The organism is Pantoea sp. Lij88, assembly GCF_030062155.1.
Lineage (GTDB): Bacteria > Pseudomonadota > Gammaproteobacteria > Enterobacterales > Enterobacteriaceae > Pantoea.
The window spans coordinates 1,213,932-1,233,396 of the sequence record NZ_CP118269.1; the positions used below are offsets into that span (position 1 = coordinate 1,213,932).

Sequence of the window (19,465 nt, forward strand, 5' to 3'; positions counted from 1 at the left end):
ATGTAAAGTTTTCGGAGGGTTATTATAATGTCGTTCAAAATAAAAAAATTTGTCATGAGTAATGGAGAAAGAGGCTGCTTGATTCTCAACAAAGAAACACTGCTACCAGTTTACTATCAGAACCTTTATCTCACAACTAATGTCAGGAACAGAAGTGCGACTGCATCAACGATGGAGGTAGTCGCAACGAATCTACTTATCCTTAGCAATTTTATGAAAAGCATGGACATTAAAATCATTGATAGGATTGAAAGCAAGCGGTTCCTAAGTGTAGCCGAAGTAGATGACCTGATACGGTATGCAAAGCAAAGATTCGATCAACAAAAAATTACGAATGTAAGATTACTAAAAGGAAAGCAGATTGCTACAAGAACTTTTAGTTACAGAATACTCGTTTTTTCAAATTACCTAAAATGGTTGTGCGGATTGATTCATTCTATGAAGGGAATCCATGCCAGATATGAAATCGATACTTTCATAGAAAATTTGAGAGCACATCTCCCACGAAATAAATCACACAGCATGAACGACAGAAAAGACAAATCATTGAATGAAGAACAAATAAAAACTCTGTTTAAGCTGTTGGAAGTCGAAGGGAGCCAAAACCCCTTTCAGAAGGAGGTTCAGGGAAGGAACAGGCTCATTTTTACCTTGCTACTGAATTGTGGGTTGAGAGCAGGTGAATTACTAAATCTTAAAGTAAATGATCTAAATCTTATAAATAACACACTGAGTATCTTCAGAAGACATGACTGCATTGAAGACCGGAGGCTGAATCAACCATTAGTTAAAACTGGCGAAAGGATAATCCCATTATCAGACGAGTTAGTGATGGAGATCTTCGATTACATACAAACTTGTAGAAGTAAAATCACTAAAAAGAAAAAACATGACTTCCTGTTTGTAACTCACAGCGCAGGAAAAACGGCAGGAGAACCATTATCTGTTTCAGCATATGAGAAAATAATTTCAACCATTAAAAAAGCAAGCCCGGAATTAAAGAATTTATCGGGGCATAGATTGAGGCATTCATGGAACTATTTCTATTCAAATGAAATTGATGGTTCAAATTTGGAAATCAGTCGTAAATCAGGATTGAGATGCTATCTCATGGGGTGGTCAAAAGACTCTAAAATGTCTGAAAACTATAATTTCAAACATATATCAGAAAAAGAAAAAGAAGTTATTGGAAGAGTTTATGAATCTTTGAAAAAGATAACTGAGGGTCAATATAATGGAAACATGTAATCTAAGAAATGAGAATCTGATTTTTGCAACGATGCAGGAGTATAGCTTCAAGCTTTCTGATATCAAATGGCAATTAGATAAAGAGACTTGTATTTTCCCACATAAGATTGCCGACAAAATGCCAAAGTCAATGCGTATTGGTTACCTTACTACCTTGGCTTACTTTTCGGCTGAATACAGTGCAGGTTACACAAAAAACATAAACCAGATTTTTAGTCAATGGTTAGGGATGATAGACCTTAAGACGATAGATGCAAATGCGGTTTATCAATTTAATGTTAATTTAGGCCCTGAGAAAAACTACAAACTAAACTCTATAAAGAAGTTTCTAACGAAGTGGAAAAAGCTCGGTTATGTAGGAGTTGAAACCTCAGCTTTAACAATGCTGGAAAAAATAAAAGTTAAAACTAATTTGACAGGAGAAGCCGTCAAACGAAGAGATCCAAATAGTGGACCGCTAACTGGAGAAGAACTGCAAATCGTTCTTGAGAGTATCAGCAACTTGTTGAAAGAAGATAAAATTCCCATTTATCTTTATTGCTATGTCATTCTTTTAGCAACAACGGGAAGGAGGCCATTACAGTTAACATCCTTAAAAGAAAAAGATCTCATCAGAACGGGAGAAGGTTGCTTTCTAAACATACCGAAAGTAAAACAAAGGAAGGACTTTAGAAGTGAGTTTAGCTTGGTAAGTATCGATGACTGCCTTTATGAGAAACTAACAACCTTGATTGATATGAATAAAAAACATATTGAAGATGGTGTTGGGCAGAGTATTGGTCATATAAAAAATGAATTACCTATATTCATGGACTACAAAAAACCCGTATCAATTCAGTCTGGTCAAAGTTTAGAAACCATCATGGCAACTGATTTTTTACATATGAAGAATTCATTTATATCTAAAGAATTAAATAAAATCACCACTAAATTTAATATCCAGTCCTCAAGAACCCAAAATCCTATAAGTCTGAATGCCAGACGATTTAGGTATACCCTTGGATCTCGTTTAGCAAAGGAAGGAGCCTCAGTTGAAGTGATCGCTAAAGCTTTAGACCATAAATCTATTAACTCATCAGGGATATACGTAAAAAATAGCCCAGATAATGTTCACGATATCGATATGAAACTTCATTCATTTTTTGAACCTCTATCGAAGATATTTCAGGGTAGCGATAGCACACAGAACAAGAAGCTCTTTACAGAATATGTTTTAAATTCTTTTGGATTCATAGATTGTAAACACGAACACATAGAGTGTTTTACCTGCAAAAACTTTAGAGCATGGAGTTCTAAATGACCAACGTGATTTTATTTGAGCCAATCAATGCTAACAACCCAAATTTAAATGTTGAGGATTTTATTAAATTTTGCAAGGGTAATGTTTTCAACTCTAAGTTAGCCAGTGCATGGGAAAACAATATATGGAAGGGATGTTACAGATTCAACAAATTTGACATGAAAAATAATCGAAATAGCAAAGATAGATTAGATGATAGCTTCATTGATTTTGCTAAGGCTTATATGTTTCATATTCACTCGTTTAACAAGTCAAAGTTAAACCAGAATGCTTTGGCAATGTTGAAGATCGTTGAATTTGTGTTATTGAAATCATACGGTGAAGCTAATGTAGTCAAGTGTAATAATAACATTTTTGATGAGTGTGTAAGAGTAGCAACGGCTAAATATACAAAATTACAAGCAGTTGGAATTGGTAAGGAACTTGAGAAACTATGTTCATTTTTGAGTGAAAACAGAATGACAATCTCATCATACTTTTTTTGGGTAAATCCGTTAAGGCATAAAATAACTCAAAGTTGGCAAGGTTATGAACCTTCGCTGGAAGGGCACTCAAAATTACCAGATATAAAGTCCGTCATAGCCATTGCGGAGATTTTCTCAAAAGATGAAAGCCAACTGTCTGTGAGGGACATTTTCATAACTTCTGTTCTTGCACTGCTGATGTGTGCACCAGGACGAATCTCGGAAATTTTAAGTCTTGCTGCGGATTGTGAGATTACAGAGCATGATGAGAACGGCATAGAACGATACGGTTTAAGGTTTTTTTCAGCGAAGGGGTATGCGGGAGACATTAAATGGATTCCTACAGTAATGGTCCCTGTAGCTAAAAAGGCCATAGCCCGGTTGAGAAAGTTGTCCACCCATCCAAGGTTTGTTGCAAAAACGATGGAAGGGAAGGTCCCTGAGTCATACAGACATGAACTCTTTACTAAAAAGCCTCAAAATTTTCCCTGGTATGATGAAGAAAAGAAAATCAAATATTCGAATGCTTTATGTCTGTTATTTGAAGGGCAACTATGTCAAAAAATAAACAAACATTTGGCACCTTTGTTCAGACCCACTGCTCAGTTTTTTAGATGTGATATTGATGCCTTTGCAAGTATCAAAGGCACTACAAACTTGTTTAAAAGACACGGTTATATTAACGATGACGGTAGCCCATATTCGCTAAGAACGCATCAGTTGAGACATTTACTAAATACTTTTTCCCAGATCAGCGGTATGGACGAGTTTAGCATAGCCAGATGGTCTGGAAGGAAGTTGGTCTCACAAAATGTTTCCTATGACCACCGATCACACTTACAAATGATCAAACTAATGAAAGATAAAACTTCAATTGGAGCCGGTAATAGTCATAGGAATAAAGAAATAGCTGTTATGGACATAACTGATTTCGATTTATTGAATGATGGAGCTGTGCTCGTCACTAAGCATGGCTACTGCAAGCACTCATATGTTTTTAAGCCTTGTAATTATTATCCCTTACAAGACTCTGGAACGGATGATTGCCAACTAAGCAGGATACACACTAAAATTCTTGAAAAAACCAATTTTGATAAAAATGATGGGAATGTTAATGCTGACAAATGGTATGAATTTCAAACCAAAATAATAAAAGGAGAGTAAATGGCTAAACATATTACTGGTTATGATGAAAAGTTGATAATGAAAGTTATTAATACCTGGAATGACGATGAGAAGCTGACCTGGGAGGCTTTATGTGACGAGTTGATAAAGATTATTGGGAAGAGACCTTCAAGGCAATCTTTAAGTGGTCATGTTAAAATTGCGGATTGTTTTAATTCAAAAAAGAAGCTTCTCAAGTCTGGTGTGAAAGAAACATGTGCGGTTAAACCTGCTAATTTAAAAATTGCTTGTCAGAGAATAAAAAGACTCGAAACTGAAAACGAAGCCTTGATAGCATTGAATAACAAATATTTAGAGCAGTTTAAGATATGGCTATATAATTCTCATTTAAAACAAATGACAGCCGAAGAGCTTAATCGTCCTTTGCCTAAAAAAGATATTCAAATGGAAGTTGATAGGTTTTAACTATTGACATGATTAAATATTATGATATTTCTTTAAGTGTCAGGATGACATTCACAACAGCAAGGATGCTACTATGAATAAATTAAACAGATATTTGCCAGATCAGAAATTTTTGATACTCCTCAATCGCTTCATTCTTAGATACGATGAATCAGACTGTAATAAAGAAAAAATCGTAAAAGATGCCTATCTGTTCTGTGTAGGATACTTCTTGAAGTATCAGCAAGAATATCAGAATCCCTATCTGAAGGGGCCAAGCAACATTATTGCAGTTTTGAGTTCGGCTTTGCTCAGTCCAAACTTCTATACAATACCTTCAACAGTCAGTCTCGAACGAGTGCTGTATTTCTACAAGTTTATTATTGAATACATTATCTGGAATGAGTATGAAGTTGAAAGAATATTTGCTACTCAAAAACAGAGCTTTACGCCTTCACCAGAGCTTAAAGTGGATGGTTTCAAAATGAAGAAAAGAGTTTAGGATATACTTTTTATTCAGTATGGCGATACAATAACTATGCCATATGACCTTTACACTTAACTTAGGGCGAGTGTTCTGCGAATGGATCATATGGCATCTCAGCTTTGATGTATGATATATTTTTTTTTATCTTATGGCGTTTCAGGGTGATGAAATGAATGATTTTGAGAAAAAACTCCTCCAGAATGGATTCTCGGCGAAGGATATCCGCAAGCTTAATGAAATTCTTACCCGAGATGAGAACAAATCAGATACACTTCAGTCTCTCATTCAGGAGCTGAGCAAGCGCTTTTGGGCCGGTATAATTTCCATGCTCATAATTTTATCAGTTTTCATTTATGGTATATCGAAAGGGCATAAAGAAAGCCTGATTTCTTATGCAATCGTCCTTATCATCGGCGCCATAATCGTTTACTTTGTCATACCAATGAATCTTGCTTGGAAAGCACACAGGTTTGCAGGTAAGAGCAAAAGTTAGTTTCCATTTTTATTGTGGTTCATCTGATAGAGGTTCACACCTATAGCGCTACCTTTCCAGATTGCTGTTGCACCTTTTATAGACAAGTCTTGTTTGCTCATCATCTGCACTTGGCGATAGTAATCAGTAGGGAGATACTTGAATATTCTCCAAGCCTCGGGTTTCAAAGTTAATTTGAAAATTCCGTAGTAAGATGTAGTAAGATCAACCACTTGGTATGCAAGCAGACCCAAGCGTTTATCAAACCCAAAAAACTCAGCTACATCCTCATAAGCTTCAATCACCGGATTGGAAGGGTTCGAAACTCCTCTTAGCTTGTCTATGCTTTCCACCATTGAGCCTGCACCATTAGCAATCATTGCAGAACCAGCAACAACACCGATAACATTGCCACTGAACAGCGATCCAGCAAACAAGCCTACACCAGCCGCTAACTGAACAGTCCCAAGAACAACTCCTATTCCGTCGATGACATAGCCAATGACCTTTTCATGGTCATGGTAAAACTTCACAGAAGACGATACTAGGGCTTCTCCTGTTCTGAGCATCCGGTCCTGAATCTTTAAGTTTTGGGCTTCTTGCTTAAGATTTTGGATGCAATCCTGACACTTATCATCCGAGGTAGAAGTGCGAATGGTCTGGATCTGCAAGCGGGAGAACTCTCTTATTTCATCCTGAAACTTTACACGGACAAGCGCATCCTTGAGATGGAACTGGGAGAGGGATGTAGCAACATTAACTAAGTGATTAGCTTCAAGACTTGCCATGCTCAGAAAGTAGTTTAATTGCCTGTTCCTGTCCCAATAGTTATCCATACAGCATCCTTAAAGATATGAGTATCAGCACTGCAAAATTTAAACCTAACTTCCTCATATGATAAGAAATTTTTCATTATCATAATAAAGCAAGAAAAACCCTTTAACTACCTGATTTTAATGTAATTATTATTTTTAGCAATAATTTTTACCCGCATTAATCTCACCATTATGAGAGCATTATGTGAAGAAAATTTCGTGTAAATCTGCACGGAAAATTGTAAAGTATTATGTCTTGCACGACAGAAGGCTTGCTAACAATTACTCATATAGATAGTTATATTCTTTCTTTTATTTAAGTCTGCATAACCAGCGAAAGTCAGTTAATCAAAATTAAAATCAAACTTTGAGGCATAAAGGAATGTATCTTAAAAGTATCAAAATAAACAATTTCAGAAAATTTGGTAGCAAAGATAACTTAATAGGCTTTGTAAAAGCTAATTCAGGAGACAATAAGGAATCACCAGTTGCTTCATCAACCACTTTAATAGTAGGTAAAAATAATGCAGGTAAAACTACTATAACTAAAGCACTAGAGTTTATTGTTGATGAAGGAGATAAGTTAGTCGGCTCATATTTTAATTTTGATTACTTAAATGGTTTGTTGAATGATTATATAGAAGGTGACTACAGTGAAACCCCAGAATTAAGCTTTGTTTTAGAGGTGATTCTTGATAATCGTGATCAAGATTTAGCGACTAACTTTGGGGAATTTATTACTATTAGTGACAGCGAAGATGTTAAAAAAACGCAGTCAGCTATAGTTAAAATATTTTATGTTGTTAAAGACAAGGATTTGTTTGAAGTTGACATAAAAAAAGGGATTGACTTTCTTACTCTGAAAAAAAAGGATAGAGTTTCAAAATTAAAATATTTAGTGGACAAGATATCAGAGACCCAATTCAGACGAGTAGTAAAAGGATTAAACGGTAGGGGAGAGAAAAGCATTAAGCTAAAAGATATAATTGATCTTAAGGTTATATCGGCTTCAAATAATATTCATGATAAAAGGTTGCTGGCTAAATCTTTTAATAAAATAATTAGGTATATGTACGAAGTAAACGATAGAAGTTTACAGAGTATTAATAGTTTAGTTGAAAAAAATAATAGTAGATTGACTGGTAAAATTAGAAGAAATCATCAGAAGGGGATTCAATCGGTCTTGGAAAAAATCGTCTCTGAAAACGCATTGGCTTTCTCTTTAAGAGCTGATCTTACCTTCGATAAATTAATGACCGATCTTGTCACTTATGAATACATAGACGGTGAACATCACGTGCCAGAAGGGCAATTCGGTTTAGGTTATACTAACCTGATCAATATACTTAGCGAAATTATTGATTTTTCTTATAGATGCAAATATATGAAAAAGCAAAGTAAAGTTCAGGTTTTATGTATTGAAGAACCTGAACTTTTTATGCATCCACAAATGCAAGTTAATTTCATTCGTCATATAGAAGAAGCACTTTTTGCAATATTAAAACTATCAAGCAGAGATTTTGCCAATTTAAAAACTCAAATTGTTATCACTACACATTCATCACATATACTGAATAGTGTGATCCAAGAGAGTTGCTCATTTGACGAAGTTAATTATACATATCCAGAAAAAGGGCTTAGCAAAAATATTATAATTAAAGACTCTGATATTGCTATGGGTAAGAGTGAGAAAGATTATTTTCAGTTCATAAAAAAACATATAAAGCATCAAGTGCCAGAATTGTTTTTTTCTGATGCTATCATATTAGTTGAAGGGATTACCGAGGAAAGACTTGTTAACTTTTTCATAGAAAAGGATGTTACTCTTAGGAGAAAAAAGATATCGGTATTTAGAATAGATGGTGCTCACGGCAGTGTTTACATAAAATTGTTGAATGCTCTACGAATACCTTCATTAATTATTACTGATATTGATTTCCAAAGAGAAAAGGAATCCTTATATAAAGAAGTTGAAGTGCAAGAGAATAAGAAAATTAAAATCCCTCTGTATCCGCAACTCGAAACAATTGATGAAACTACACTGACAACTAATAAAACACTCACTTTCATTCATAAAAGCTCAAAAGTAAATACCTTCCATAAATATTTCATAAAAGAAAATGTAAGGGTTTCATATCAAATTGAACCTGTTGAAATTTACTCTTCAGAGACCCTGTTAAGTAAATATTATGCTACTAGTTTTGAAGAGGCACTAATTTTAGAGAATTATAACAATCCTCTTTTTATAGAAATTTTAAAAACAGTTATCCCTTCTGTAATGGATGAATTGCTGGGTGGGGAAAACGTAGATGAAAATGTTTTATTCAAACACTCTTACAGGTTACAAAAGAATTTATCCGAAAGTAAAAGTAAGTTTAGTAACTCAATTATCTACTCATTGATTAAGTCGGCAGAAAGTTCAGAAGATCAATTAAAAATACCAAAGTATATTAAAGAAGGAATTGATTGGCTTTCAAATTACAAGTTCGCTGACGAGGTTGAATTATGATGTATGAAGAGTCTCAGGATGTTCTTATAGAAGAAGTCAAGGTCTTTGATACCTTGCTTGGATATGTTAATGACAGAAAGCCATTTTATTTTCTCTCTGGTGCTGGTAGTGGCAAGACACATGCTTTGATAAGTTTAATAAAGAAAATAATGCATGATAAAAAATCGCAATTAGCATTATCGCGTCAGAAAATATTATGTATCACCTATACTAATAATGCTAAAGATGAAATTATCAGCAGGCTGGGTGAAAATGACTTAGTTTATGTGTCTACAATTCATAATTTTTTATGGGACATGATTCAACATCATATGGATGCTCTTGTTGTAATTCATGTTACATACTTGACTGATTTAATAAAAAAAAATGAAAGTGAGTTATTTTATGATGAGAATGACAAACCTGCATATCAAGTTTATAGGGGGTTAAATCAAGCTGAAATAGAAGCAATTACAGACTTTATTTTGGAAGATAATGAATCTTACTATAAAATGCAAGAACTTAATGCTGGGGATTTTTGGCAAATATTAAATGATGAACTTGGCGAAGATTTGGGTAAAAAATTAAAAACAAACAAATCTCATGTGCTTAAAATATTTTCATGTATTAGAAGGATCTATAATTATAAAAACTGTTTAAAAAACATTGCTGAAGGCGTTAGAGGTTATGACTTTATAGAATACAATATAAGAAATGCAGAATGTCTTTATAAGAATAGAATTGGCCATGATACGCTTTTACTTTATTCATATAAATTAATGGAAAACTATCCTTACTTTGCGAATATTCTTATCGACAAATTTCCGTATACCTTTGTTGATGAATATCAAGATACACATGATAATGTCGTTGCTTTTTTCAAATTAATTATAGAACGTTTGAAGCCAAGTGATTCTCAATATTTAATTGGATTATTTGGAGATCCATCTCAAGAGATCTACAGTTCAGGTGGTCGAACTTCGTTTTTGACCCTCGATGAAGTTCATAAAAACATTAATAGAAGATCACATGATCAAATTATTGATTGTATAAATAAAATTAGAGGGGGGCATCAGCCTATAAAGCAAGTTTCTATTTTTAGAAATAAAAACCTTGGCAGTGTTAAATGTTATATTTATCCGATGTCAAAATGTAATAAATCAGATATTGAAGAAATAATTGATTCTTATCGGTCCGAATGGGATGTAAGTTTATCTAACCAAATGGCTTGTCTTGTGTCAAAAAATGAGATGCTTGCCGAAGTTTGTAATTTTTCAAACTTATATTCAAAAGTGAATGATTTGTTTGTTGCAGAAAACAAAAACAATTATAAAAAAGTCAATGATGAGTTTGTTGTGAACAATGTTGATAAATTTGGTTCTTTTGCTTCTATTATGTATTCTTATTGTAAGCCTGCTTACTTGTTAAAAGTAAAAAGCGATGCTCCAATAATTGAATTGTTTCCAAAGCTTTATTTGCAAGAATGCACAGTTAAAGATATTGGGATGGCAGTGCGTAAGTTGAATACATTGAGTTATTGCAGCTTGGAAGAGTACTTTGTAAACCTATATGAGTTGTTTAACACCACCAAAAATAAGAGAGTTAAATCTTTATTTCAGTCTCTTTTACCAATCGATTTTGATAGTGAAGACGTTTGGAAAGAAAAGTTAGTCAGATACTGTGGTTTGAGAAAGGTTAAGTTTGATGACGAAGTATTCCAGAATTTTTTAAAGGTTGACTTTGATGAGATGATTCATTGGATGAAATACATCAATTCCAATAAAACCGATAGTCCAGTGAATGTCATGACATGTCACTCGTCTAAGGGACTTGAGTATGAAAATGTAATTGTATTTTTAAACGATAAGATGAACAAAAAGCATACGTATTTCTCCAGTCTTCTAAATTCGGATTTAAATGTAGAGTTGTCTCCTGACTTAGAAGAAGTTAGAAGGCTCTTATATGTGTCAACATCAAGAGCTGTTAAAAACTTAAGAGTTGTTCTTTTTTCTGATAATGAACTTGAGAAAGATAGTATTCAGAAAATATTTAATGATTGTGTTTTTTTTAGTTAGTTTTATTTATAAAATGGAAACGATAAAGGATTATCATTTCCATTTATTTTGAAGTGTTTATTTATTAATTATTTTATCAAAGATTTTCATCCACCGCTTAAGCTGAAGCTCAGTATCCCGGATGCCTTCCTGTGAGTTGAAATCACCCTTTTGAGGAAAAAACATAACTCTCCATTCAGGATACTGCACATCGTCCACTGCGATGTAAAAGCCCGATTCTCTGAAATCATGGGTGCGGTCGAGTTCTTTGTTGATACCAGCTCGCTCTCTCGTAGTAGACAAATTGTATCGCCACTCTTTGATTGCTGAGAACGGATAGGTTTTTTGTTTGTTCTCTTCCTTGAGATGGATAAGTCCTCTTTGCTGGTCGAGCTTCATAAAAGTGGAACCAAATTCATGACTCCACATCCCGTCTTGCTCGCCAAAATGGTCTCTGGTGCTGGCGTTCAACTTCTTAATTCGGAATTTTTTGTAGGCAAACATCAAGAGCATGATGCTTGCGAAAATCCATACGATTGCAAGCTGGACCAACCCCTGAATTCCAGAGAAATAGAAAATGACAATTGGAAGTGCAATAGCAATCCATACCCGTTTCATCATAAGGAAGTTGGGCTGTTTTACTTCAGTTGTTGCTGTCATAGGTTCGTCCAAGGTTAGTTTCTCTGAATCGAAGGCGCACGTATGCATCAGCTTATTCTGCTGATAAATCAGTGAGCTAGGTGGTTTCTCTTGAAGTTACATTACGGCTAGTAAACAGGGTCTAGCAAATCATTTATACCGATCGATCGCTTTCTTTTGATAGTCAATGACTATCATGAATAGATAATTGATCAGTAATAACGATCGATCGTTTTTATCTATCAATCTGATTTGAAATGAAAATATTTGTTGTGTTTAGCTTAGGGAATGATTTTAACTATCTGAAAACTAGCCGTTTAAAAAGGTTTAAATTGCGGTTTTCTTGCCGAGTCTTGAGAATTTACCTCAGGAAACTCTGGTGTTTCAGAGTTGCCGGTTCGTATTGCTGTATAGATGACATTACTTTTGAGAGGATTGAGTATCGTTGAACTAACAGCTTTTAAACTGGCAACAAGCTCGTCGAGATAAGGTATCCATTGCAACCAGCGAGATCGGATATGTTCTCTGGAATTTGCAGTAAGGGGTATTGGTGTAGTTGTGGGAGGAACTTCAAGGGGATTCGAAACGTTTTCATTGTCGGCAATCGATTCAGGAGCAACAGCCTCTATTGGTTGAGTGACGGTGATTCGTTTACTCATGTTTGACCAACTGTATGCCTTACCGAGCTGTGATGCCTTAAAAGCGACTCCCTGATGCTCAAATGAAAAACCGTTCATCTTGCCAGTGGATGCGATGTTTGCTGTCGCTGATATGTTTTGCTTTTGTAATTCATATATGAAGTTTTCGATAGTGATGGTATCGAAGAAGGTAAGGATCGCATCTATAGCCTCTTGTATCACTTTCTTAGAAGCTTTCTCTCCGGTCCTTTCCTGCATCATCTTTTCGTTACGAGTGAGCTTCCTTTGCTTCTTGGGCGGTTCAGCAGGAGAGGGACCTTTCGTTTGAGTGAGTTTGTGGTCTCGCTCAACATCTTGGATTACACGGGTACTTATCAGATTCTCGTTCTTACCCAAGTAGAGCTGTCCATCTACTAAAACGTTTATACGGGAAGCAATGATGTGTATGTGCTGACCAGCTTTATCATTGTGTAGGACATAACAACGGAGATGAGTGTCACAGAAGCCCATTCTTTTCATGTAGTCGTCAGCAATGTTCCTCCATTGTTGAGTTGTGAGTGATTCACCAACAGGCAGACGAAGAGAGTTATGCCAAACGGGTTTCGTTACATCCTCTCTTAGCTTCTGTGTTTTAACGAACTCGGCGGTCAGCTCGTCTACAGTAATGCCTACAAGATTGCCACCAATCACCATTGGTGCAGTCATATGATGTGGAGCAGGGGCAAGCGCATACGAGATGATTCCTCGAAAGTTCTTACCCCTTTTAATTTTATTCATACCCTTCATCTTGGATGATCACTTTTCAAGAGTCAGCAAAGCATCTCTTACATGCAACAGCTTCACTTTTAAAGCACTTACTTCCTGGGATAGTGGCTGAGCATCTTCGCCTCTGCGAAGCAGGAACGAAGTAAGATCGTTCAGTTTCTGTAGGGAACCAGTAAGCTCCTGCCAGGCTTCTTTGTTGATTTCGGGAACAGAAGGGGGAAGTTGCTTGAGAGCTGAAGATCTCAGCCAACAGCTTTTGCTGAGCTGTCCTCTGGACTGGTTTACTTTGCTCAGCTCAACCTCATTTAATCTGACAGTCACTGAGTGTTTGCGAAGACGATTAGGGGGTGATTTTTTAACGGCAGGGTCATTGGTAAATGTAGAAGGGAACTCATCGTCAAAAATAATATTGTGTTCTTTCATATCAACTCCTTTTGATATTATTTCATTAATAGCATATCCATATGCTAACTATAATAAATACCACAAACGTCAATCGCGTCAATGGGTTGGGTTTGGTGTTTTTTTGCTTTGATCTTTCTTTTTCAACCGAAGGGCGGAAAAAGCAAGGCAACTCAAAGATGCGGAGCATCTATGAGTTAGCCCTTGCTTAAATAACAATTTCATTTTTTTAATTTAGAAGTTGTTATTTTATTTTCTGTCATAGTGTTTACGGGAAACATTATTTTGAAATCGCTGATGAGGTTTTCTCTAAAATCAAAGGCCTGATCTAATATGCTATTTTTACAAGCATCTAAAAAAAGACTATTTTTATATTCCGGTTCTAATTTATCTAATTTCATCGCCTCTACTTGAAAATCGAATTTTTCAAAATCTTCAATGCTAGAGTAATTAAATTCGTAGTCTTCAGAGCTATTAGACTCTAAACTTGAAAGTTTGAAGAGTAACAACGCGTCGGGGCTTTTAACTTGATTAAGTTCGTTTACTTTCATAATTCCTGAAGCACAGTCGAAAAATGTCTTAACTACTTTTTTCGCTTGTTTGTCATAAATCATATAGACACTTACGAAACCTGAAGGGCATAAACTCTCTTCTTTAAAAATATTTAGTATAGTAGGAGGAAATGGAAGGAAAAAATCGGGTATGCAAACTCGTAAAAGGACAAAATGATTAGCAGACATATAGTTCTCACATATATAAGTTTAGGAGCAATAATAATAGACTCTTTGCAATCAATTATCAAACAAAGTTTAAAGTATTGACTTTTTTTTGTTGTCTGTTAATTAGATTTAAAAAGGGAAAATATTATGATATTAGAGAGTGAATGCAATTCTCAGATTACAGATCTTATAAAGAAACTAATCAAAGTAAATTCGCATAATAAAATATACTTGAATAATCAAGATGCTATTTACTTGAATAATACTAAATATATGGTTATAAGGTCATGTAATTTGGATCTAAATAGAGATTTTTTTGGTGATAACTTTGAATTAATCAAAAGAATTATTTCGCTTAAAAAAGAACTCAATATAGAAGAACTCTATTTTGAGTTTTTTAAAAATGGAAGCTATGTGATTAAATGCCCCAAAAAAAACGAAGCATTAAAATTGAAGTATCTTCATGAAATAGAGAATGATTGTTTTATCAATTCTTTCATTGATAGGTGCAAAAATAAAGATGAGCGTTTCTTAAAGAGTATGGATAGAATGTTATCTCTTCATGAGATAAAGAAATCACTTTACATATTACAATATTTATTTGCCTATGATGCCGTTGAACCTACAGTAGCCAAAAAACTTTTGAATACCTTCATTCAAACGCTTCTTGATTGCAATCATAAGTGTATTGAAAAGAATAATTTCAGATACATCAGCTCTGCTGTAATTAATGTTTTCTCTTTGGAGTTCTTCGAAATCTAGTTATGTCATAACATGATGTTTTTTAAAGAATTTTAATTTTTTTGGAATGTTTTTTTGTTAATCTTTACTTATGCTTTAATTTGAGTAAGAATGTTCCTAAAAAAGGAGCTTATATGACTGAAATGCTTAGCCCAGCTAACTCTCTGGAAGGAAAGACTTTAAATGATAAATGGCATGTTAATAGAAAACTCAATAACAAAGAAAATGGAGTTCAGGGAACCGGAGGGAATTTTTCTGTTTCTTACATCGTCAGTGACCTTGAAAACGGAAAAGAGTATTTTTTGAAAGCTTTTGATTTTTCTAATATTTTGAAGGAATCTGCGGAGAAAAAAAGAAATGTAATGGCTGATTTGCATACTTTAACAACTATCTACCAGTTTGAAAATCAGCTTCATAAAATATGTGATTCTAAAAGACTTAGAAAAATCGTCAAAGTTTTAGATGCTGGTGATGAGTATGTAGAAAACGACTTTATGAAAGTTGTACCATACCTTGTTCTAGAACTTGCAGATCAAGGAGACATAAGGAAATACCTTTCTACATCTGCTGAAATATCGATTCTTGCTAAGTTACAACATTTGAAAGATGTTGCATTAGGTCTTATACAGCTTCACAATTCAAGCATAGCTCATCAAGATATTAAACCATCTAACATAATGATTTTTAGCGAATTGGGTGCAAAAATTGGAGATTTAGGACGGGCCAGTCTTAAAGGCCAACCACAGTTGCATGATGGGTATAGTATCGCCGGAGATCCCTCTTATGCGCCTCCTGAACAAATCTACGGTTACACTGTTAATGAATGGTTCGATAGGAGACAACGATGTGATTTGTATCAGTTTGGTTCCCTAATTACTTTCCTATTTACAGGCTCAACACTTAATACACTTTTAAAACTAATGCTTTCTCCTGATGTTGCCCCTGAGGCTTGGGGAGGAAAAGGTAATTCTTATGAGCTATCATTACCTCATCTTGAGCAAGCTTTTGAGAAAATATTGGCTGAGTTTAATGTCATTGAACCAAAATGGATGTCTAAGAAGTTGAATGACATAGTTTATCAATGTAGTCATCCTAATTACAAATTACGAGGTTCATCTAAAACCATAACTATGAAGAACCCAGTTTTAGGCATCGAACGATTCGTAAGTGACTTTGACCTGATGCTTAAAAAAATGAAACTCGAAGGCATTAAGTGAGAATATGAAATGAGTGTCTTTAAAAAAATTGATAGGCGAGACTTGATACCTATATGGAAGAACTCAAATGAAGTTTCTTCTGTTGAGTTTACGGCTGTTAAATCAAAAATTTCACCTGAAATGTCTACTTCATATTTTGAAGAGTTGATGAAGGATTTTGAATATAATAGAAATGTTGGAGTGGGTGCGGAACTGATTAATATAGCTATTCTCACTAATAATGAATTTAAAGTTCATCATGTTGCTGATTTTATTTTAAAGAATAAATATTCACCGTTAAGACTGAAAGATTTAGCTAAACATATTTTAGACGGTAATGCTTTTTTTCCCTTAGAGTCTATAGCTCATAATGCTGAAGATGACATTCGTTTAAAACGAAGTTGGTTGAAGGAACATCCGAAAGATTCTTTAAGCTGGATTGATTTAGGTAGGGCTTTTGTATCTATCGGAGAACATGAATCTGCAAGAAGAAGTATTTTAACTGGTTTGCAACTTTCTAATAATCATCGTTGGGTCTCAAGAGTTTCCTCAAGATTTTTTATAAGTATAAATGAAAATGATATTGCTCATAAAATTCTTAAGCGTAATCCCAACTTAACTTCTGATCCTTGGCTTTTATCTGCGGAAATTGCAGTTGCAAAAAGTAATGGTCGCAGTCCTCAAAACTGGAAAATTGCAAAGAGATTATCCGAGACCATTCAATCAGAATTCCATCTTACAGAATTAAACAGTTGCTTAGCTTCTCTTGAACTATTAGAAGGGAATCAAAAGAAAGCGAAACCCCTATTTGTCAAATCTCTAAGACATCCAAATTCTAATGTTTTAGCCCAAGCTAAATGGGCTGAAAGGATTAGTGATCTTAAAAATTTAGTAGATGATGATGTTTTAAAAAAACAAAAATACTCAAATGAAGCAAAATGTTGGGCTTATTATGCTGACTGTGATATGGAGTCTGCTTTAAAATATTCATTGTTATGGCAAGAAGAAGAACCCTATACTTGTGAGCCTGCTATATTGAGTAGTTATTTAGCAAGTTTGCTCGATAGATATGATGAAATGATAAATATTGTAAAGAAAGGTTTAGTTGTAGAGCCTGAAAATGAAACTTTGATGTTGAATAAATATTTTGCTGAAGCTTCGTTGGCTGAAATCAATAATAAAGAAATAGGTTTGGAGATCGTAGGTCCAGTTTTAAAGTATATTGATAAAGCGTCCCACTCTAATGATAAAGGGATAATTGCACATGCTTATGCTAATATTGGTTTCATATTTTATAAATTGAAGGATTTTAATGCAGGTAGAGAGTGGTATGAAAAAGCTATTAATATGTTTCTATCTATAAATCATCCTTCGCAAGTTTTGGCTGAAATAAATCATCTCAGGGAAGCAATTATTTCAGAATCACCTTGGGCTGATGATCTATTCGAATCTATCAACAAGAAAATAGGTAAAGGAGGAGTCTGGAATGACCCTGCGATAAGGTTTTATATGCCTAAACTTGCTAAGATAAAAAGAGATCCATCCAACTGGAGAGTTCTGTTAACAGAGTCGCACGATATTTCAACCAAGACTGTTCTTGTGAATAAGAAAATAACGAAGTTTAATTTCAGTAGGAACAACCCAACTATATGGATAAGCAATAAGAAAAAATAAATTAAATCTAGCCCTTATTTTCTGTTAGGGCTAAATTTAAAATATTTGACAAGTTTGATGAATCATCAAGAGCGGTTCTCCACTCTTCATATCAAAACCTTTTAGCTTGTGATTTAGGCATCTCTCTACTACATGTGGAGAAATGGACAGTAAAACAAGTTTACCTCCGACTCGTTTTCCTCAGATCGTAGACTATAAAATACTGAATGTTTCCCAAGACATTTGGAGGTTGCTTTTTTCGACCGTGTTCAATCCCGAACAGCTTCACTATGGCTCTGATGACAATGTTTTTCTTATATGTTGGGGTTTATTTAAACGGCGATTAAGAAGATATAGGGAGAAACCCATGCTCTGATCTTTAGCTTTTCCAAAAGCTCAATAGCGAGCGGAGAAAACGGGATAACGAACTTCTCACCTGATTTACTCCTTTCTTTTAGTAAAAAACCATTTTTTGTCGTCTAACTATATTTTGACAACAGATTCTCTATAAGCTCACTAATGCTGAATTGAGAAGGTAAAAGGTGTCTGTGCTTCTTCTTTACAAGCTTCCAGATAGTCAGCCCACCATTGCAACATGAGTCTCCGTTCCTCCAAATGCTCCGCTTTGTGTATGTAAGCAGCCCGGACACTGTTGCGTTCCTGGTGGCTCATTTGTCTTTCCACAGCATCTCTCGACCATAATCCCGATTCGATTAAGGCACTACATGCCATAGTCCTGAAACCATGCCCGCAGACTTCTACTTTCGTATCGTAGCCCATCGTCCTGAGTGCTTTGTTGACAGTGTTTTCACTAATGGGTTTGTCGTCCCCAGTAAAACTGATGAACATAAGTTCTTTGTCACCACTGATCGAGTGAAGCTCCTCCAAGAGTGCTTTAGCTTGTGTGCTTAGTGGAACCAGATGTGGGGTTTTCATCTTTGCCCCTCTTGCAGAATATTTTACCCCGTTCATAGGTTTTCGCTTTCCGGGGATAGTCCACAATGAGTTCTTGAGATCAACTTCTGACCAGCGGGCAAATCGTAATTCACTCGAACGGACAAAGGTCAGGAGTGTCAACTGCACTGCAATTTGAGTAATACCTTTTCCTTTATATGCTTCCAGTCTATTCATCAGTTCTGGCAAACGCTCCAAAGAAAGGGCAGGGCGATGAACACTTTTAGTGGAAACAACAGCACCAGCGAGGTCATTTGCAGGATTCTGTTCAATCAACGCATTGTGGACGGCATACCTCATTACCGCCGTAATGCGCTGTTGTAAGCGGGAAGCCAGCTCATTGTGTCCTAAAGCTTCTGCTTTTTTCAAAGGAATCAATAAATCACGAGTTTTTAGCTCGCTGATATTATGTTTGCCGATGACAGGGAACACATGGGAAACAAGGCTGTTCAAAACAGTTGTTCTATGACTGTCTGACCAGGTTCTGTTACTGGTATGCCATTGTCGTGCAACTTGCTCAAATGTTAGCAAGCCCTTGCTCTCAACCTTTTGCGCTTTTCGCTTCTCACTTGGGTCTACATGGTTTGCAACAAGCTGACGGGCTTCATCTCTTCTTCGTCTGGCTTCTGACAATGAAACCTCTGGATAAACCCCCAGTGCGAGAATTTTCTGTTTGCCAGCGAAGCGATACTGGAAACGCCAGTATTTGGAACCACTTGTGGTGATCAAAAGATGCATACCATTACCGTCTGTCAATTTGACAGGTTTATCAGAAGGCTTTGTATTTCTTACTGTTAACTCAGTGAGCGCCATACTAAAAACCCTCTTCTGATGGTATCTGCATTATCGAACTTAAAATAC

17 protein-coding genes are annotated in these 19,465 nt (G+C 35.3%); 11 read left to right on the forward strand and 6 right to left on the reverse strand.

The window, feature by feature from the left end:
* Window positions 1-27 precede the first annotated feature (27 nt).
* From PU624_RS09555 to PU624_RS09580, 6 genes are all read left to right on the forward strand, one after another.
* A complete protein-coding gene (locus tag PU624_RS09555; protein WP_283547424.1) occupies window positions 28-1,248 on the forward strand; it encodes a tyrosine-type recombinase/integrase in 1,221 nt (406 codons plus the stop codon).
* Complete coding sequence (locus PU624_RS09560; protein ID WP_283547425.1) at window positions 1,235-2,548, forward strand: site-specific integrase; 1,314 nt, start codon at window positions 1,235-1,237, stop codon at window positions 2,546-2,548. Before PU624_RS09555 ends, PU624_RS09560 begins: the two co-directional genes overlap by 14 nt.
* Window positions 2,545-4,176 (forward strand): DNA-binding protein, encoded by a 1,632-nt coding sequence (locus tag PU624_RS09565; RefSeq protein ID WP_283547426.1) that lies wholly within the window; start codon window positions 2,545-2,547, stop codon window positions 4,174-4,176. The genes PU624_RS09560 and PU624_RS09565 overlap by 4 nt, the downstream gene beginning before the upstream one ends.
* Window positions 4,177-4,602, forward strand: coding sequence for a hypothetical protein (locus PU624_RS09570; RefSeq protein WP_283547427.1), 426 nt, complete (start codon window positions 4,177-4,179; stop codon window positions 4,600-4,602). It abuts the gene before it with no gap.
* Window positions 4,603-4,675: 73 nt separating this feature from the next.
* Window positions 4,676-5,083 carry a hypothetical protein gene (locus tag PU624_RS09575; protein WP_283547428.1) on the forward strand — a complete coding sequence of 136 codons (408 nt, stop codon included), beginning with the start codon at window positions 4,676-4,678 and terminating at the stop codon, window positions 5,081-5,083.
* Window positions 5,084-5,237: 154 nt separating this feature from the next.
* Window positions 5,238-5,561 (forward strand): hypothetical protein, encoded by a 324-nt coding sequence (locus tag PU624_RS09580; protein ID WP_283547429.1) that lies wholly within the window; start codon window positions 5,238-5,240, stop codon window positions 5,559-5,561.
* Here PU624_RS09580 and PU624_RS09585 read toward each other — a convergent pair.
* Window positions 5,558-6,376, reverse strand: coding sequence for a DUF4225 domain-containing protein (locus PU624_RS09585; RefSeq protein WP_283547430.1), 819 nt, complete (start codon window positions 6,374-6,376; stop codon window positions 5,558-5,560). The genes PU624_RS09580 and PU624_RS09585 overlap by 4 nt on opposite strands.
* 361 nt (window positions 6,377-6,737) lie before the next feature.
* Between PU624_RS09585 and PU624_RS09590 the strand changes: the two genes are divergently transcribed.
* Window positions 6,738-8,864: an AAA family ATPase gene (locus tag PU624_RS09590; protein WP_283547431.1), complete on the forward strand. Its 2,127-nt coding sequence runs from the start codon at window positions 6,738-6,740 to the stop codon at window positions 8,862-8,864.
* Window positions 8,861-10,918 carry a UvrD-helicase domain-containing protein gene (locus tag PU624_RS09595; protein ID WP_283547432.1) on the forward strand — a complete coding sequence of 686 codons (2,058 nt, stop codon included), beginning with the start codon at window positions 8,861-8,863 and terminating at the stop codon, window positions 10,916-10,918. Before PU624_RS09590 ends, PU624_RS09595 begins: the two co-directional genes overlap by 4 nt.
* A 57-nt stretch (window positions 10,919-10,975) precedes the next feature.
* Here PU624_RS09595 and PU624_RS09600 read toward each other — a convergent pair whose 3' ends face one another.
* The 4 genes from PU624_RS09600 to PU624_RS09615 all read right to left on the reverse strand — a co-directional run bounded on the left by PU624_RS09600 (window position 10,976) and on the right by PU624_RS09615 (window position 14,081).
* Window positions 10,976-11,557: a DUF4755 domain-containing protein gene (locus PU624_RS09600; protein ID WP_283547433.1), complete on the reverse strand. Its 582-nt coding sequence runs from the start codon at window positions 11,555-11,557 to the stop codon at window positions 10,976-10,978.
* 296 nt (window positions 11,558-11,853) lie between these two features.
* Window positions 11,854-12,960, reverse strand: a complete 1,107-nt coding sequence (locus PU624_RS09605) for a relaxase/mobilization nuclease domain-containing protein (RefSeq protein ID WP_283547434.1) — start codon at window positions 12,958-12,960, stop codon at window positions 11,854-11,856.
* Window positions 12,961-12,969: 9 nt separating this feature from the next.
* On the reverse strand, window positions 12,970-13,362 hold the full coding sequence (locus PU624_RS09610) for a hypothetical protein (protein WP_134161011.1): 393 nt from the start codon (window positions 13,360-13,362) through the stop codon (window positions 12,970-12,972).
* Between the two features lie 200 nt (window positions 13,363-13,562).
* Window positions 13,563-14,081 carry a hypothetical protein gene (locus PU624_RS09615; protein ID WP_283547435.1) on the reverse strand — a complete coding sequence of 173 codons (519 nt, stop codon included), beginning with the start codon at window positions 14,079-14,081 and terminating at the stop codon, window positions 13,563-13,565.
* Between the two features lie 126 nt (window positions 14,082-14,207).
* On the opposite strand from PU624_RS09615, the gene PU624_RS09620 reads away from it, so the two are divergent.
* From PU624_RS09620 to PU624_RS09630, 3 genes are all read left to right on the forward strand, one after another.
* The gene (locus PU624_RS09620; RefSeq protein WP_283547436.1) at window positions 14,208-14,822 is read left to right on the forward strand and encodes a hypothetical protein; all 615 of its coding nucleotides are present in this window, start codon (window positions 14,208-14,210) and stop codon (window positions 14,820-14,822) included.
* Window positions 14,823-14,935: 113 nt separating this feature from the next.
* Window positions 14,936-16,018 (forward strand): protein kinase domain-containing protein, encoded by a 1,083-nt coding sequence (locus tag PU624_RS09625; protein ID WP_283547437.1) that lies wholly within the window; start codon window positions 14,936-14,938, stop codon window positions 16,016-16,018.
* Window positions 16,019-16,027: 9 nt separating this feature from the next.
* Window positions 16,028-17,671: a tetratricopeptide repeat protein gene (locus PU624_RS09630; protein WP_283547438.1), complete on the forward strand. Its 1,644-nt coding sequence runs from the start codon at window positions 16,028-16,030 to the stop codon at window positions 17,669-17,671.
* A 495-nt stretch (window positions 17,672-18,166) separates the two neighbouring features.
* On the opposite strand, the gene PU624_RS09635 is transcribed toward PU624_RS09630, so the two are convergent.
* Window positions 18,167-19,417: a tyrosine-type recombinase/integrase gene (locus PU624_RS09635; RefSeq protein WP_283547439.1), complete on the reverse strand. Its 1,251-nt coding sequence runs from the start codon at window positions 19,415-19,417 to the stop codon at window positions 18,167-18,169.
* Between the last annotated feature and the right edge of the window lie 48 nt (window positions 19,418-19,465).

Coding starts and splice junctions, on each gene's coding strand:
- PU624_RS09555 (WP_283547424.1), top strand. CDS start 28: ATGTCGTTCAAAATAAAAAAATTTGTCATGAGTAATGGAGAAAGAGGC.
- PU624_RS09560 (WP_283547425.1), top strand. CDS start 1,235: ATGGAAACATGTAATCTAAGAAATGAGAATCTGATTTTTGCAACGATG.
- PU624_RS09565 (WP_283547426.1), top strand. CDS start 2,545: ATGACCAACGTGATTTTATTTGAGCCAATCAATGCTAACAACCCAAAT.
- PU624_RS09570 (WP_283547427.1), top strand. CDS start 4,177: ATGGCTAAACATATTACTGGTTATGATGAAAAGTTGATAATGAAAGTT.
- PU624_RS09575 (WP_283547428.1), top strand. CDS start 4,676: ATGAATAAATTAAACAGATATTTGCCAGATCAGAAATTTTTGATACTC.
- PU624_RS09580 (WP_283547429.1), top strand. CDS start 5,238: ATGAATGATTTTGAGAAAAAACTCCTCCAGAATGGATTCTCGGCGAAG.
- PU624_RS09585 (WP_283547430.1), bottom strand. CDS start 6,376: ATGGATAACTATTGGGACAGGAACAGGCAATTAAACTACTTTCTGAGC.
- PU624_RS09590 (WP_283547431.1), top strand. CDS start 6,738: ATGTATCTTAAAAGTATCAAAATAAACAATTTCAGAAAATTTGGTAGC.
- PU624_RS09595 (WP_283547432.1), top strand. CDS start 8,861: ATGATGTATGAAGAGTCTCAGGATGTTCTTATAGAAGAAGTCAAGGTC.
- PU624_RS09600 (WP_283547433.1), bottom strand. CDS start 11,557: ATGACAGCAACAACTGAAGTAAAACAGCCCAACTTCCTTATGATGAAA.
- PU624_RS09605 (WP_283547434.1), bottom strand. CDS start 12,960: ATGAAGGGTATGAATAAAATTAAAAGGGGTAAGAACTTTCGAGGAATC.
- PU624_RS09610 (WP_134161011.1), bottom strand. CDS start 13,362: ATGAAAGAACACAATATTATTTTTGACGATGAGTTCCCTTCTACATTT.
- PU624_RS09615 (WP_283547435.1), bottom strand. CDS start 14,081: ATGTCTGCTAATCATTTTGTCCTTTTACGAGTTTGCATACCCGATTTT.
- PU624_RS09620 (WP_283547436.1), top strand. CDS start 14,208: ATGATATTAGAGAGTGAATGCAATTCTCAGATTACAGATCTTATAAAG.
- PU624_RS09625 (WP_283547437.1), top strand. CDS start 14,936: ATGACTGAAATGCTTAGCCCAGCTAACTCTCTGGAAGGAAAGACTTTA.
- PU624_RS09630 (WP_283547438.1), top strand. CDS start 16,028: ATGAGTGTCTTTAAAAAAATTGATAGGCGAGACTTGATACCTATATGG.
- PU624_RS09635 (WP_283547439.1), bottom strand. CDS start 19,417: ATGGCGCTCACTGAGTTAACAGTAAGAAATACAAAGCCTTCTGATAAA.